Source organism: Micrococcus sp. TCR-5, assembly GCF_052220525.1.
GTDB classification, from domain to species: domain Bacteria; phylum Actinomycetota; class Actinomycetes; order Actinomycetales; family Micrococcaceae; genus Micrococcus; species Micrococcus luteus.
In genome coordinates this window covers 105,821-119,982 of the sequence record NZ_JBQPDO010000004.1, presented here as the reverse complement: position 1 = coordinate 119,982, position 14,162 = coordinate 105,821, and the positions used below count along the sequence as shown (strand labels likewise).

General features: G+C 74.7%; 14 protein-coding genes. All 14 read left to right on the top strand.

The genetic code is table 11. The annotated features are described in order from the left end of the window. The first annotated feature begins 43 nt into the window (after nt 1-43). On the top strand, nt 44-1,441 hold the full coding sequence (locus ACTSKS_RS04000) for a replication-associated recombination protein A (RefSeq protein WP_044659815.1): 1,398 nt from the start codon (nt 44-46) through the stop codon (nt 1,439-1,441). Between the two features lie 171 nt (nt 1,442-1,612). Next, nucleotides 1,613-2,176 (top strand): general stress protein, encoded by a 564-nt coding sequence (locus tag ACTSKS_RS03995; RefSeq protein ID WP_020621560.1) that lies wholly within the window; start codon nt 1,613-1,615, stop codon nt 2,174-2,176. A gap of 282 nt (nt 2,177-2,458) precedes the next feature. Further along, on the top strand, nt 2,459-3,085 hold the full coding sequence (gene rpsD / locus ACTSKS_RS03990; RefSeq protein ID WP_020621561.1) for a 30S ribosomal protein S4: 627 nt from the start codon (nt 2,459-2,461) through the stop codon (nt 3,083-3,085). 171 nt (nt 3,086-3,256) lie between these two features. Continuing rightward, nucleotides 3,257-3,646, top strand: a complete 390-nt coding sequence (locus ACTSKS_RS03985) for a hypothetical protein (protein ID WP_020621562.1) — start codon at nt 3,257-3,259, stop codon at nt 3,644-3,646. Continuing rightward, the gene (alaS, locus tag ACTSKS_RS03980) at nt 3,643-6,354 is read left to right on the top strand and encodes an alanine--tRNA ligase (protein WP_113914220.1); all 2,712 of its coding nucleotides are present in this window, start codon (nt 3,643-3,645) and stop codon (nt 6,352-6,354) included. Before ACTSKS_RS03985 ends, alaS begins: the two co-directional genes overlap by 4 nt. 7 nt (nt 6,355-6,361) lie before the next feature. Next, on the top strand, nt 6,362-6,883 hold the full coding sequence (ruvX, locus tag ACTSKS_RS03975) for a Holliday junction resolvase RuvX (protein WP_052006958.1): 522 nt from the start codon (nt 6,362-6,364) through the stop codon (nt 6,881-6,883). Next, nucleotides 6,880-8,148 (top strand): endolytic transglycosylase MltG, encoded by a 1,269-nt coding sequence (gene mltG / locus ACTSKS_RS03970; RefSeq protein ID WP_442927306.1) that lies wholly within the window; start codon nt 6,880-6,882, stop codon nt 8,146-8,148. Before ruvX ends, mltG begins: the two co-directional genes overlap by 4 nt. Continuing rightward, nucleotides 8,148-9,071, top strand: coding sequence for a shikimate dehydrogenase family protein (locus tag ACTSKS_RS03965; protein WP_113914224.1), 924 nt, complete (start codon nt 8,148-8,150; stop codon nt 9,069-9,071). Before mltG ends, ACTSKS_RS03965 begins: the two co-directional genes overlap by 1 nt. A 79-nt stretch (nt 9,072-9,150) precedes the next feature. Further along, nucleotides 9,151-10,386 carry a chorismate synthase gene (gene aroC, locus ACTSKS_RS03960; protein ID WP_036336604.1) on the top strand — a complete coding sequence of 412 codons (1,236 nt, stop codon included), beginning with the start codon at nt 9,151-9,153 and terminating at the stop codon, nt 10,384-10,386. Next, on the top strand, nt 10,383-11,087 hold the full coding sequence (locus ACTSKS_RS03955) for a shikimate kinase (protein ID WP_044659812.1): 705 nt from the start codon (nt 10,383-10,385) through the stop codon (nt 11,085-11,087). Before aroC ends, ACTSKS_RS03955 begins: the two co-directional genes overlap by 4 nt. After that, nucleotides 11,084-12,253, top strand: a complete 1,170-nt coding sequence (aroB, locus tag ACTSKS_RS03950; RefSeq protein WP_081097731.1) for a 3-dehydroquinate synthase — start codon at nt 11,084-11,086, stop codon at nt 12,251-12,253. Before ACTSKS_RS03955 ends, aroB begins: the two co-directional genes overlap by 4 nt. A 120-nt stretch (nt 12,254-12,373) precedes the next feature. Next, nucleotides 12,374-12,937, top strand: a complete 564-nt coding sequence (efp, locus tag ACTSKS_RS03945) for an elongation factor P (RefSeq protein WP_002857030.1) — start codon at nt 12,374-12,376, stop codon at nt 12,935-12,937. After that, nucleotides 12,930-13,382: a transcription antitermination factor NusB gene (gene nusB / locus ACTSKS_RS03940; protein ID WP_044659811.1), complete on the top strand. Its 453-nt coding sequence runs from the start codon at nt 12,930-12,932 to the stop codon at nt 13,380-13,382. Before efp ends, nusB begins: the two co-directional genes overlap by 8 nt. A 168-nt stretch (nt 13,383-13,550) precedes the next feature. Further along, the gene (gene pyrR / locus ACTSKS_RS03935) at nt 13,551-14,159 is read left to right on the top strand and encodes a bifunctional pyr operon transcriptional regulator/uracil phosphoribosyltransferase PyrR (RefSeq protein WP_036313707.1); all 609 of its coding nucleotides are present in this window, start codon (nt 13,551-13,553) and stop codon (nt 14,157-14,159) included. Nucleotides 14,160-14,162: the final 3 nt, after the last annotated feature.

The window sequence follows — 14,162 nt, the reverse complement described above, 5'->3', positions numbered from 1 at the left end:
ATGCCACCCACGCCCCCGCGGGCCGAGGACTACCCTGGACCCGATGGACGACCTCTTCAGCGCCGCCCACAACGGGGCCGACGACGACGGCCCGGCCGGCACCGTGGCCGCCCCGCACCCCGGCGCACCGCTGGCCGTGCGCATGCGCCCGCGCACGCTGGATGACGTGCTGGGCCAGCGGCACCTCATGCGGCCGGGCTCCCCGCTGCGCAAGCTCGCCGAGCCCGATCCGGACTCCGCCGCGGGACCGAGCTCGGTCATCCTCTACGGGCCTCCGGGCATCGGCAAGACGACGCTGGCCCACGTGATCGCCCGCGCCCCCGGGCGCACGTTCACGGAGCTGTCCGCGATCACGGCCGGTGTGAAGGACGTGCGGCAGGTGATGGAGCAGGCCCAGCGCGAACGGGACCTCTACGGGCGCACCACCGTCCTGTTCCTCGATGAGATCCACCGCTTCTCCAAGGCGCAGCAGGACGCGCTGCTGCCGGGCGTCGAGAACCGCTGGGTCGTGCTGGTGGCCGCGACCACGGAGAACCCGTCCTTCTCCGTGATCGCACCCCTGCTCTCCCGGTCGCTGCTGCTCACGCTGCGTCCCCTCACGGACGACGACATCGTCGGGCTGCTGGACCGTGCCGTGACCCAGGAGCGCGGGCTCAACGGCGCCGTGGTGCTCCAGGACGACGCGCGGGACTACCTGGTGCGGATGGCCGGCGGCGACGCGAGGCGGGCGCTCACGGTGCTGGAGGCCGCGGCCGGCGTCGCCCTGGACAAGGCGCGCGAGGCCGGCCGGGCGGGGGAGGGCGCCGTCGCGGTCACGGACGAGGACGCCGCGCAGGCGATGGACCACCACGTCCAGCGCTACGACAAGGACGGCGACCAGCACTACGACGTGATCAGTGCCTTCATCAAGTCCATCCGCGGCTCGGACGTGGACGCGTCGATGCACTACCTCGCCCGGATGCTGGAGGCGGGGGAGGACCCCCGGTTCATCGCCCGGCGGCTGATCATCTCCGCGTCCGAGGACGTGGGCATGGCCGACCCGACCGCGCTGCAGACCGCCGTGGCCGCCGCCCAGGCCGTGCAGCTGATCGGCATGCCGGAGGGACGCATCATCCTGGCGCAGGCCGTGACGCATCTGGCCACCGCGCCGAAGTCCAACGCGAGCTACACCGCCGTGAACGAGGCGATCGCGGACGTGCGGGCCGGCCACACGGGCGCGGTGCCGGCGCACCTGCGGGACGCGCACTACCCCGGCGCGGCGGCCCTCGGCCACGGCCAGGGCTACGTCTACAGCCACGACGAGCCGCACGCCGTCGCCCGTCAGCAGTACGCGCCGGACCCCCTGGTCGGGAGGGACTATTACCGGCCCAAGCCCATCGGACACGAGAAGCGGCTCACCGAGCAGGTGGCCGCGCTGCGCCGGATCATCCGCGGCGACTGAGCGCGCGCCGGGCCCGAGGGCGGACGCCTCGGGCGGCCGCGCGGAATAAAGACCCCGGATCACCGGTTGTCCAGGGATGAGCGGGGCGGTCGACGTCGGCCCGCCGACTCCTCGCCCGCTCGCGCCCCCATGCACCACCGACGCACAGAAGGAACAGAAGGAGCCGCCCCCATGACCCAGTCCACTCCGCAGCAGTCCACCCCCCAGCACACCGCCGCGCAGCAGCCGGCCCCGTACGGCCGCCCCGGCGCCGGCGGCCCCGCCCTCCCGCAGGCCGACTACCGCATCCTGCGCTCCGTCCCGGCCTACGCCGAGGCCCAGGCCCTCGTGGACCAGCTCTCCGACGCCGGGTTCCCCGTGGAGCGCGTGCGCATCGTGGGCACCGGGCTGCGCTCCGTGGAGCAGGTCCTGGGCCGGATGACCACCGGCAAGGCCGCCGTCCGCGGCGGGCTGCAGGGCCTGTGGTTCGGCCTCCTGCTCGGCCTGCTCTTCTCGATCTTCGCCCCCGGCTTCGGGTTCCTCTGGATCCTGCTGATCTCCCTGGGCCTGGGCGCCCTGTGGGGGGCCGTCTTCGGGGCGATCGGCCACGCGGCCACCGGCGGCAGGCGCGACTTCACGTCCCTGCAGACCATGGAGGCCGAGTCGTACGACGTGCTGGTCGAGGCCTCCCACCTGGACCAGGCCGGTCAGCTCCTCGGCGCGGACCCCGGCACCGCGGCCACGCCGCGCGCCTGAGCCCCGGCCCGCCCCGTCGTCGTCGCTCTGGTAAGGTGGACCGGTCTGGCAGGCGCTGCGCCCCGGACGCATCCCCCTCGAACGGTCCACGGGACACCCGCGTGCCCGGTCGAGGGACGCGCAGCGCATCAGTGGATGACGGGCGGCGGCACGCCCCTCAGCTCTCCTCAGGATCGCGGGGAGGCCAGGTTCGAGTCCCCTTGACCCGTGTGCCCCGGCGCGCGGACGAGACCTCGAGACAAACCCGAACCGTGCCGCACGTCAAGGAAAGGCAGGTCCACCATGAGTGGCAACCTTCGCACCCGCCGCACCGTGCGGCACTCCCGCGCCCTGGGCATCGCGCTGACCCCCAAGGCCGAGAAGTACATGGAGCGTCGTCCGTACGGCCCCGGCCAGCACGGCCGTGCCCGCCGCAAGCAGGACTCGGACTACGCGGTGCGCCTCAAGGAGAAGCAGCGTCTGCGCGCCCAGTACAACATCCGCGAGGCCCAGATGCGCCGCTACTTCGAGGAGGCCAAGCGCACCGCCGGCCTGACCGGTGAGAACCTGGTCGAGCTCCTCGAGCAGCGCCTCGACGCCCTCGTGCTGCGTGCCGGCTTCGCCCGCACCATCCAGCAGGCCCGTCAGCTCGTCGTGCACCGCCACATCCTGGTGGACGGCAAGCGCGTGGACGTCCCCTCGTTCCGCGTGAAGGAGGGCCAGATGATCCACGTGCACGAGCGCTCGGAGAAGATGGTCCCCTTCCAGCTGGCCGCCGCCGGCGCCCACCAGCAGGTCCTGCCCGCCACCCCGGGCTACCTGACCGTGGAGATCGACAAGCTGCGCGCCACCCTCACCCGTCGCCCGAAGCGCTCCGAGGTCCCCGTGACCTGCGAGGAGCAGCTCGTGGTCGAGTACTACGCGCGCTGATCCGCCGCGGCCGGGTCCGTCCCGGACGACGGCGCCCCGCGCGTCCCGCAGGCCCGGTCACCTCTCGGAGGTGACCGGGCCTGCGGCGTCCCCCGGGCCCGCCGCCGGGGATCGGCGCCGCGCCCGGTAAGGTGGGGCCGGAATCCCTGCCGTCCGAAGGAGGCCCCCGCCATGCTCCGCTCGCTGCTGCTCGTCGGCGCCGGCGCCGCATCCGGCTGGTTCGCACACCGCGCCCTCGGCGACCGTGCCCACCCGGCCACCGACGCGACCGACGCGCCGACGTCTGACCCTGGCTCCGCGGGGGGGCGCGCGGGGTTCTCCGCCCGCCTGGACCCGGAGCGTCTGGCCCGCCAGGCCGGTGAGGCCGCCGCCGACGCCGCGGCGGCCGCCCTGCAGGACGGTGCCCGGCGCCTGGCCGAGCGCGTCCGCGCCGAGGCCCCCTGGGCCGCGCCCTACCTGCCCCACACGGGGCCGATCATCTCCGGGGAGACCGTGGAGCCGCCGTCGCACGGCGCCGCCCGCCCCCAGACCACCACCACGCAGAAGGACACCCCCGCATGAAGTCCCAGGAGATCGCCCGCCGCTGGACCGCCTTCTTTGAGTCCAGGGGGCACCGCGTGGTGCCGTCGGCGTCGCTCGTCTCGCCGGATCCGTCGCTGCTGTTCACGGTGGCCGGCATGGTCCCGTTCATCCCGTACTTCCTGGGGGAGCAGACCCCGCCGAGCCCGCGCGTCGTCTCGGTGCAGAAGTGCATCCGCACCGCGGACATCGAGGAGGTCGGCAAGACCGTCCGCCACGGCACCTTCTTCCAGATGTGCGGCAACTTCTCCTTCGGCGACTACTTCAAGGAGACGGCCATCCCGATGGCCTGGGAGCTGCTGACGTCCTCGGTCGAGGACGGCGGCTTCGGCCTGGACCCCGAGCGCCTCTGGGTCACCGTGTACCGCGAGGACGACGAGGCCGAGCGCATCTGGCGCGAGGACGTGGGCGTCCGTCCCGAGCGCATCCAGCGCATGGGCAAGGACGACAACTACTGGAACACCGGCCAGCCCGGCCCGGGCGGCCCCTGCTCGGAGATCTTCTACGACCGCGGCCCCGCGTACGGCGTCGACGGCGGCCCGGCCGCGGACGACACCCGCTACATCGAGATCTGGAACCTCGTGTTCATGCAGTACCGCCTCTCCGCGGTGCGCTCGAAGGACGACTTCGACATCGCCGGCGAGCTCGAGCACAAGAACATCGACACCGGTCTCGGCCTCGAGCGGCTCGCCATGATCCTCCAGGGTGTGGAGAACATGTACGAGACGGACCAGGTCCGCCCCGTGCTCGACCGCGCCGCGCAGCTGGCCGGCCGCTCCTACACCTCCACCGAGGACCCGGCCGACCCGCACTACGACGACGACGTCCGCCTGCGCATGGTGGCCGACCACGTGCGCTCGGCCCTGATGCTGATCAGCGACGGCGTGCGCCCCGGCAACGAGGGCCGCGGCTACGTGCTGCGCCGCCTCATCCGCCGCGTCGTCCGCGCCCTGCGCCTGATGGGCGTCACCGAGCCCGTTTTCCCTGAGCTGCTGCCGGTCTCCCGGGACGCGATGAAGGGCACCTACCCGGTGGTCGCGGACGAGTTCGAGCGCATCTCCCGGATCGCCTACGCCGAGGAGAAGGCGTTCCTGCGGACCATCGCCGCGGGCACGGCCCGCCTCGACGCCGCGGTGGGCCAGGCCCGCTCGGCGGGCGGCGGCATCGCGGGCCCGGACGCGTTCGAGCTGCACGACACCTACGGCTTCCCGATCGAGCTGACGCTGGAGATCGCGGAGGAGGCCGGCGTCGCCGTGGACGAGGCCGGGTTCCGCGCCCTCATGGCCGAGCAGCGCGACCGCGCCCGCGCGGACGCCAAGGCCAAGAAGGCCGGCCACACGGACACCGCCGTGTACCAGCGCCTGCGCGCCGAGGGCCAGACCCACTTCACCGGCTACACCGAGCACACCACCGAGTCCGTGGTGCGCGGCCTGCTGCAGAACGGCGAGGAGGTCGCGTCCGCCGGCGCCGGCACGGAGCTCGAGCTCGTCCTGGACGCCACGCCGTTCTACGCGGAGTCCGGCGGCCAGGCCGCGGACACCGGCCTGATCACCGGCGACGGCTTCCGCCTCGAGGTGCTCGACGTGCAGGCCCCCGTGAAGGGGCTGTCCGTGCACAGGGTCAAGGTCCTCGACGGCGAGGTCGCCGCCGGCGCGCAGGCCCTCGGCGCGATCGACCTGCAGCGCCGCCTCGACGGCGAGAAGGCCCACTCCGGCACCCACCTGGTGCACGCCGCACTGCACCAGATCCTCGGCCCCGAGGCCACCCAGTCCGGCTCCTTCAACAAGGAGGGCTACCTGCGCTTCGACTTCCGCTGGGCCGAGGCGCTCTCGGCCGGGGCCCGCTCCGAGGTCGAGGACGTGGTGAACATCGCCATCCGCGACGACCACGCCGTGCTCACCCAGGAGATGAGCCTCGAGGAGGCGCGCGCACTCGGCGCGATGAGCCTGTTCGGCGAGAAGTACGGCGACCGGGTGCGCGTCGTGGAGATCGACGGCGCCTGGTCCCGCGAGCTGTGCGGCGGCACCCACGTGGGCCGCACCGCGCAGATCGGCTCGCTGACCCTGCTCGGCGAGCAGTCCGTGGGCTCGGGCAACCGCCGCGTCGAGGCGCTCGTCGGCCTGGACTCGTTCCGCCACCTCGCCGCGGAGCGCACCCTCGTCTCCGAGCTCTCGGAGATGTTCAAGGCCCCGGCCGAGGAGCTCAAGGACCGCATCGGCGCCACCCTGGACCGGCTCAAGGCGGCCGAGAAGCAGGTCGCGGAGCTGCGGGCCCAGGCGCTGCAGGCCCAGGCCGGGCAGCTCGCCGGGCAGGCCCAGGACGTCACGACGTCCGCCGGGACGTCGGTGCGGGTGCTGGCGCACCACGTCGGCGACGTGGCCGGGGACCAGCTGCGTTCCCTCGTGCTGGACCTGCGCGCCCGGATCGAGTCGGCCGGCGGCAACGCGGCGGGCACGCCCGTGCTCGTGGCCCTCACGGCCGAGGCCAAGGGCCGGCCCCTCGTGGTCGTGGCGACCAACGAGGCCGCCCGCGCGGCCGGCCTCAAGGCGGGCGCCATGGTCAAGACCGCCACCGGCGTGCTCGGCGGCGGGGGCGGAGGCAAGGACGACGTCGCCCAGGGCGGCGGCCAGGACGTCACGCGCGTCGGGGACGCGCTCGAGGCCGTCGTCGCCGCGGTGCGCGCGGCCTGAGGCGGACGTGAGCGCAGGTCAGGACGGGGCCGCCGTGGCGAGCGACGCCGTGCGCCGGGGGCGCACCCTCGGCGTCGACGTCGGACGTGCCCGCGTGGGCGTCGCGTCGGCCGACCCCGACGGCCTGATCGCCACCCCCGTGGCCACCCTGCGGCGGGATGCGCGTCGACGTCGTGACGTGGACGAGCTCGTCGCCCACGCACGCGAGCTCGACGTCGTCGCCGTGTACGTCGGCCTGCCGGTGAATCTGCGGGGCGAGCACACGCCGTCCACGCAGGACGCCCTCGACTACGCGGACGCCGTCGCCGCCGCCCTGGTCGAGGCGGGCCACCCCGTGCCGGTCCGGCTCGTCGACGAGCGGCTCAGCACGGTCTCCGCGCAGGCCGGACTGCGGGCCGCGGGCCGGTCCGTCAAGTACAGCCGCGGCGTGATCGACCAGGCGGCCGCCGTCGCGATCCTGCAGGCCGCCGTGGACGAGCAGCGCCGCACCGGCCGCTGGGCCGGCCAGGACCGGGAGCAGATCCGGTGACCGGCGACCACCGGCACGCGCGGCGTGAGGACCACTGGGACGATCTGCTCGGCGACGAGGCCGACGTCCACGACGACCTCGACGTGTTCGGCTTCGCCCACGGCGAGGCGGACGAGGCCGATCTCGGCGTCCCGTCCCAGCCGGTCGACGCGGCCGGCCCATGCCGGCCCCGCACGTTCCTGCGTCGCCGGGGCTCCGGGTCCCACCCGGCCCCGCGGGTCGATCGCGGCGCCGGCCGGCGGCGGACCGCGCTGGTGCTGGGCACGGTGCTCGTGGCGTTCGCCGTCGTGGTCGGGCTGATCGTGCGCGGGTTCCTGGGCGGCCCCGACCACACGGCCGTCGAGGGCGACGAGGTGACGTTCTCGGTGGAGCCGGGCGAGGACCTGGGCTCCGTGGCGGCCCGCCTGGACCGGGCCGGCATCGTGGCCTCCGCCCGTGCGTTCGAGCGCGCCGCCAGGGACACGGGCAGCGGTCTCGTGCGCTCGGGGGACTTCGTGCTGCGCGAGCGGATGCCCGCGGCCGAGGCCCTCGCGGTGCTCCAGGGCGCCGCGGACGGGGCCGTGCACTACGTGCTCGTGGAGCGCGGCCGGCGACTCACCGAGGTGCTGGACGCCGTCGCCGAGGCCACGGGGCTGCCCCGTGAGGAGCTCGAGGCCGCCGCCCACGACCCGACCCGCTACGGCGTCCCCGGGGAGGCGGGCACGCTCGAGGGCTGGCTCGACGCGGGGGAGTACCGCCTCCCCGTCGACGCCACCGCCGAGCAGGTGCTCGACTCCCTGATCCGGCCCACCCTCGCCGAGCTCGACGCCCTCGACGTCCGCGACCCGGCCGAGCAGCAGCGCCTGCTCACGATCGCCTCCATCCTCGAGGCGGAGGCCCTGCCCCAGGACTACCGGCAGGTCGCCGGCGCCATCGAGAACCGCCTCGCCCCGGACAACACCGAGACGCGCGGGCTCCTGCAGATCGACGCCACCGTCACGTACGGCCTCGGCGTGCGCAGCCTCAGCTTCACCTCGGGCCAGCGCCAGGACGCGTCGAACCCCTACAACACGTACGTGCACCCGGGCCTGCCGCCGGGTCCGATCGGCATGCCCTCCGACGCGGCCGTCGAGGCCGCCCTCGACCCGGCCGAGACGGACGCCTACTACTGGGTGACCACGGACATCGGCACCGGCCACACCGAGTTCTCCCGCACCTATGAGGAGCACCAGCAGCACGTGCGCACCCTGCAGCGCTACTGCGCCTCCAATCCGGGGGTGTGCTGATGCGCCCCACGCTGCGCGCGGCGGTCCTGGGCCGGCCGATCGCCCACTCGCTCTCCCCGGTGCTGCACGCGGCCGGCTACCGGGTCCTGGGCCTCGACGTCGACTACGGCCGCCGAGACCTGGGCGAGGACGAGGTGCTCGCCTTCGCGGCCGAGCACCTCGGCGCCCCGGGCACGGCCGACGGCGGCGCGGCCGCGGCCCGCGGGCAGGACTGGCTCGGCTGCTCCGTCACCATGCCGCTGAAGCGGGCGGTCGTCGCCGCCGCCGGGCACGTCAGCGACCGCGTCCGCCTCCTGGGCACCGCGAACACCCTCGTGCGCGACCACCCCTCCGCGCCCGGGGTCGTCCACGCCGAGAACACGGACGTGGACGGCATCCTCGGCGCCCTCGCCGCGGCCGGCCTCGACCGTGCCGCCCGGGGCGGGACCGTCGGCGTCCTCGGGAACGGGGGGACCGCGACGGCGGCCGTCCTCGCCGCCGCCACGCTCGGCGCGGACGCGGTGCTCTTCGGCGTCCGCGACCCCGCCCGCGCCGCCGAGGTGACGGCCCTGGCCGACGCGCTCGGGCTGCGCTGGGCGACCCTGACCCAGGCGGATCTGCTCCGGCGGGCGCCGGGGCTGCGTGCCGTCGTCGCCACCCTGCCGCCGCGCGCCGCGGACGCCCTGGCCGCACACGTGCCGGCCGGCGCCGCCCTGCCGCCCCTGCTGGACGCGGCCTACGACCCGTGGCCCTCCGTGCTGGCGTCCGCCTGGTCCCGGGAGGGCGGTCCGGTGGCGTCCGGGCTGTCCATGCTGCTGCACCAGGGCATCGAGCAGGTCCGGCTGTTCACGGCCCGGCCCCGCGCCGCGGCCGGGATGCCCGAGCCGGACTGGGCGGCGGTGACGCGCGCCGCGGCGGACGCCCTGGGACCGGCCGCCGGCTGAGCGTCGAACGCCGGATCCGGTGCGTCCCGTCCGGTCACACGTGACGGCGCGGCGCCCCGTGCGTGAGAGACTGCACGCCATGGTGCGCTGGTTGACAGCGGGGGAGTCTCACGGCCCCGCGCTCACAGGAATCGTAGAGGGACTGCCGGCCGGGATCCCGGTCACGACGCAGGACGTGCAGGACGCGCTCGCGCGCCGCCGCCTGGGGTACGGGCGCGGCGCGCGCATGAAGTTCGAGCAGGACGCGGTGACGATCCTCGGCGGCGTCCGCCACGGCCGCACCCTCGGCTCGCCTGTGGCGATCCAGGTGGGCAACACGGAATGGCCCAAGTGGGAGAAGGTGATGGCCGCCGATCCCGTCCCCGCGGAGGAGCTCGACGGTCTGGCCCGCAACGCGGCGCTCACCCGCCCGCGGCCCGGCCACGCCGACCTGACCGGCATGCAGAAGTACGGCTTCGACGAGGCCCGCCCCCTCCTCGAGCGCGCCTCCGCCCGTGAGACCGCCGCCCGTGTGGCCCTGGGCACCGTCGCCCGCGCCTTCCTCGGCGAGCTCGGCGTGCGGATCGTCTCCCACACCGTGGCCTTCGGGGAGGCCGCCCTGCCGGAGGGCCACCCGTTCCCCGTCCCCGAGGACGAGGCCCGCCTCGACGCCGACCCGGTCCGCTGCCTCGACCCGCAGACCTCCGCGGCGATGGTCGCCGAGGTCGACGACGCCCACCGCGCCGGGGAGACCCTCGGCGGCGTCGTGGAGGTGCTGGCGTACGGCGTGCCGATCGGCCTGGGCTCCCACGTCCACTGGGACCGCCGCCTCGACGCGCGGCTGGCGGGGGCGCTCATGGGCATCCAGGCGATCAAGGGCGTGCAGGTCGGCGACGGGTTCGCCACGGCCGCCCGACGCGGCACCGCCGCCCACGACGGGATCGCCCGCGGCGCGGACGGCCGCCCCCGGCGCACGACCGACCGGGCCGGCGGCATCGAGGCCGGCATGTCGACGGGCGAGCTGCTGCGCGTGAGCGCCGCGATGAAGCCGATCGCCACGGTGCCGCGCGCACTGCCCACGGTCGACGTCGCCACGGGCGCGGAGACCACGGCCCACCATCAGCGCTCCGACGTGGCGGCCGTGCCCGCCGCGGGCATCGTCGCCGAGGCCATGGTCGCCCTCGTCCTGGCCGACGCGATGCTCGAGAAGTTCGGCGGCGACTCCGTGGCCGAGACGCGCCGCAACCTCGAAGCGTTCCAGGCCGCGGTCCCCGCCCTGCCGGAGCCGGGCGCCGACGTCGTGGCGGACGGCCCGATGGGCGACCCCCTGCCGTGACCGACACCCCCGGGACCGCGCCGGCCCCGGGACCGGACCCGAGCACGCGTCCCGTCCCCGGGCCCGTCACCGTGTGCCCGTGGGAGGGCATGATCGGTGCCCTCGAGGCGCGCCTGACGGCCGCGGCCACGGTGGCCGCCGCGGCCGACGAGGACCCGGCCGCGCGCCCGGCCCGCCGGATCGTCCTCGTCGGCCCGATGGGGGCCGGGAAGACGACGGTCGGCCGGGCCCTGGCCGCCGTGACCGGGCTGCCCTTCGTGGACTCCGACGAGCTGTTCACCCAGGTGCACGGCCCGATCCCGGAGTTCTTCGCCGAGCACGGCGAGGCCGCGTTCCGGGCGGAGGAGGCGCGCGTCATCGGCCATGTGCTCGGCCGACCCGCCCCGTGCGTCCTCTCGTGCGGCGGCGGCGCCGTCCTGCATCCGGGCACCCGCCGCGCGCTGGCCGGGCCGGACTCCGACGTCGTCTACCTCGCGGTCGGAGAGGAGGAGGCGCTGCGCCGCGTGGGCGGCGGCGCGGGCCGCCCCGTCCTGGCCGGAGACCCCGCCGGGACCTGGCGGCGCATCCTCGCCGAACGCGAGGGGCTGTACCGCGAGGTCGCCGACCTCGTGCTCGACACCACAGGCCTGACGGCCGCCGAGGCGGCCTGGCGTATCGTGGGGGACGCCCACCGCCCCCGAAGGAGTGAGTCACACCCATGACCGACCGTGAGCCGGACATCACCGAGCAGGAGACCCCGGGGGCGGCGCCCGCGGCCGCTCCGGCCGCACCCGAGGACGTGACGGTCATCCCCGTGGCCGGCGGCCACGAGGCGGCCGTGCACGGCGGCTACGACGTGGTGGTGGGCCGGGGCCTGCTCGCGCGCCTGCCGGACATGCTCGGCCCGACCGTCCGACGCGTGCTGGTCATCCATCCGCGCGCCCTCCGGGCCACCGGCGACGTCGTCAAGAACGACCTCGAGGCCGTGGGCCTGACCGCACTGACCGCCGAGATCCCGGACGCCGAGGAGGGCAAGCACCTGCAGGTGGCCGGGTTCTGCTGGCAGGTGCTCGGCCAGAACGACTTCACCCGGTCGGACGCGATCGTCTCCGTGGGCGGCGGCGCCGTGTCCGACCTGGCCGGCTTCGTGGCGGCCACGTGGCTGCGCGGCGTCCGCGTCGTGCACATGCCCACCACCCTGCTGGGCATGGTGGACGCGGCGGTGGGCGGCAAGACCGGCATCAACACCGCCGAGGGCAAGAACCTGGTGGGGGCGTTCCACAATCCGGCCGGCGTGCTGGCGGACCTGGACACGCTGCTCACCCTGCCGGCCAACGAGCTGATCTCCGGCCTGGCCGAGGTCGTGAAGTGCGGCTTCATCGCCGACCCCGCGATCCTCGACCTCATCGAGGAGGACCCGGCCCAGGCCCAGAACCCGCACTCCGCGCGGCTGCGCGAGCTGATCGAGCGTTCGATCCGGGTCAAGGCGGACGTCGTCTCCCGCGACCCCCGCGAGTCGGGCGCCCGCGAGGCGCTGAACTACGGCCACACGATGGGGCACGCGATCGAGCTCGCCGAGCGCTACCAGTGGCGCCACGGCGCCGCGGTGTCCGTGGGGCTGGTCTTCGCGGCCGAGCTGGCCCGCTCCCTCGGCCGGCTCGACGACGCCACCGCGGACCGCCACTGGTCGGTGCTGACGGCCCTGGGCCTGCCCGTCTCCTACCGCGGGGACCGGTGGCAGACCCTGCTCGAGGGCATCCGCCGGGACAAGAAGAACCGCGGCGACCAGCTGCGCTTCGTCCTGCTGGACGGGCTCGCGCAGCCCACCACCGTGGACATCCCGGACGCGTCCCTGCTCTTCGCGGCGTACCAGGAGATCGCAGAGTGAGCCGCCGCTGACCCCGGCCCCGCGCGGGGCCTCCCGTAGACTGGCCCGCGCACATCCAAGACCCCACCCACTGCAGGCGGACCCGTGACGGTCCGCGAGACCGATCGGGAGCACACACACGTGGCAACGAGCAACGACATCAAGAACGGCGCCGTCCTGAAGCTGGAGGGCCAGCTCTGGAACGTCACCGAGTTCCAGCACGTCAAGCCGGGCAAGGGCGGCGCGTTCGTCCGCACCAAGATGAAGAACATCACCACGGGCAAGGTCGTGGACAAGACCTTCAACGCCGGCGCCAAGGTCGAGTTCGCCACCGTGGACCGCTCCGACTACCAGTACCTCTACCAGGACGGCGCGGACTACGTGTTCATGGACGTCAAGGACTACGACCAGATCACCGTGCCCGGGGCCGTGGTCGGCGACGCCGCGAAGTACATGCTCGAGAACACCCAGGTGGTCATCGCCCTGCACGAGGGCACGCCGCTGTACCTCGAGATGCCGGCGTCCGTGGTCCTGGAGATCACCTACACCGAGCCGGGCCTGCAGGGGGACCGCTCGTCCGCCGGCACCAAGCCCGCCACCGTGGAGACCGGCGCCGAGATCCAGGTGCCGCTCTTCGTCGAGCAGGGCACCCGCGTCAAGGTCGACACCCGCACCGGCGACTACCTCGGCCGCGTCAATGACTGAGCGGGCCTCCGCCGGCTCCGCTGCCAAGCGGGGGACCACGGCGCGCAGCCGCTCCCGGCAGCGTGCGGTGGAGATCCTGTTCGAGGCCGAGCAGCGGGGCTCCAGCGCGCTGGAGGGCATCCGCACCCGCCGCGAGAGCACCGATCTGCAGGTGAACGCCTACACCCAGCGGCTCGTGGAAGGCGTCATCGCGGACCAGGAGCGGCTCGACGAGGCCCTGAGCTCCTACTCCCGCGGCTGGTCCCTGGACCGCATGCCCGCCGTCGACCGGGCGATCCTGCGCGTGGGGGCCTGGGAGCTGCTGTTCCAGGACGACGTGCCGGACGCCGTCGCCATCTCCGAGGCCGTCGCCCTGGCCGCCCAGCTGTCCACGGACGACTCGCCCGAGTTCGTCAACGGTCTGCTCGGCCGCCTGCAGCAGGTCAAGCCGACGCTGCTCGCCTGAGCCGCCGAGAGCTCCGTCACGAGGCCCGTCCCGCACCGCGTCATCCGCGCCGTGGGGCGGGCCTCGCTGGTAGAGTCGGCGACGTCCCGCGCGGGGGCCCACCGGCGCCCGGGACGAACCACGCATCCTTTAAGAGCCGTCCTGTGAGGCGGGGAAGGAGGCGCCGGCATGGGAACTGACCCCGCCGCACCTCGTGCTGCCCGGACCGTGCTGTCCACGTCCGAGATCGACCGGGCGCTGACCCGGATCGCCCACGAGATCCTCGAGTCCAACAAGGGCGCCGAGGGTCTCGTCCTGATGGGGATCCCGCGCCGCGGGGCCCCCCTGGCCCGGCGGCTCGGCGCCCTGCTGGCCCGCATCGAGCCGGCCTTCGACCCCACCGCCGCCGTCGGTGAGGTGGACGTGACGCTCTACCGGGACGACCTCCGCCGCGGCACGGCCCGCACCCCGATGCCCACCCGCCTGCCCGAGGTCCCCCTCGACGGCGCCGTCGTCGTGCTCGTGGACGACGTCCTCTTCTCCGGCCGCACCGTCCGGGCCGCCCTCGACGCGATCGCCGACCTGGGCCGCCCCGCCGCCGTGCGCCTGGCCGTCCTCGTGGACCGCGGGCACCGCGAGCTGCCCGTCCGGGCCGACTTCGTGGGCAAGAACCTGCCGACCTCCACCGCCGAGCGCGTCCAGGTCCGGCTCATGGAGGTCGACGGCCCCGAGGGCACCGGCGAGGTCACTGAGGACGCCGTGAGCATCGTCGACCGTGTCGCGACCCGGGAGGGTTGAGCC

Bases quoted from the DNA above. Each gene is read 5' to 3' on its own strand.
- ACTSKS_RS04000 (WP_044659815.1), top strand. From the start codon at position 44: ATGGACGACCTCTTCAGCGCCGCCCACAACGGGGCCGACGACGACGGC.
- ACTSKS_RS03995 (WP_020621560.1), top strand. From the start codon at position 1,613: ATGACCCAGTCCACTCCGCAGCAGTCCACCCCCCAGCACACCGCCGCG.
- rpsD (WP_020621561.1), top strand. From the start codon at position 2,459: ATGAGTGGCAACCTTCGCACCCGCCGCACCGTGCGGCACTCCCGCGCC.
- ACTSKS_RS03985 (WP_020621562.1), top strand. From the start codon at position 3,257: ATGCTCCGCTCGCTGCTGCTCGTCGGCGCCGGCGCCGCATCCGGCTGG.
- alaS (WP_113914220.1), top strand. From the start codon at position 3,643: ATGAAGTCCCAGGAGATCGCCCGCCGCTGGACCGCCTTCTTTGAGTCC.
- ACTSKS_RS03965 (WP_113914224.1), top strand. From the start codon at position 8,148: ATGCGCCCCACGCTGCGCGCGGCGGTCCTGGGCCGGCCGATCGCCCAC.
- aroC (WP_036336604.1), top strand. From the start codon at position 9,151: ATGGTGCGCTGGTTGACAGCGGGGGAGTCTCACGGCCCCGCGCTCACA.
- aroB (WP_081097731.1), top strand. From the start codon at position 11,084: ATGACCGACCGTGAGCCGGACATCACCGAGCAGGAGACCCCGGGGGCG.
- nusB (WP_044659811.1), top strand. From the start codon at position 12,930: ATGACTGAGCGGGCCTCCGCCGGCTCCGCTGCCAAGCGGGGGACCACG.
- pyrR (WP_036313707.1), top strand. From the start codon at position 13,551: ATGGGAACTGACCCCGCCGCACCTCGTGCTGCCCGGACCGTGCTGTCC.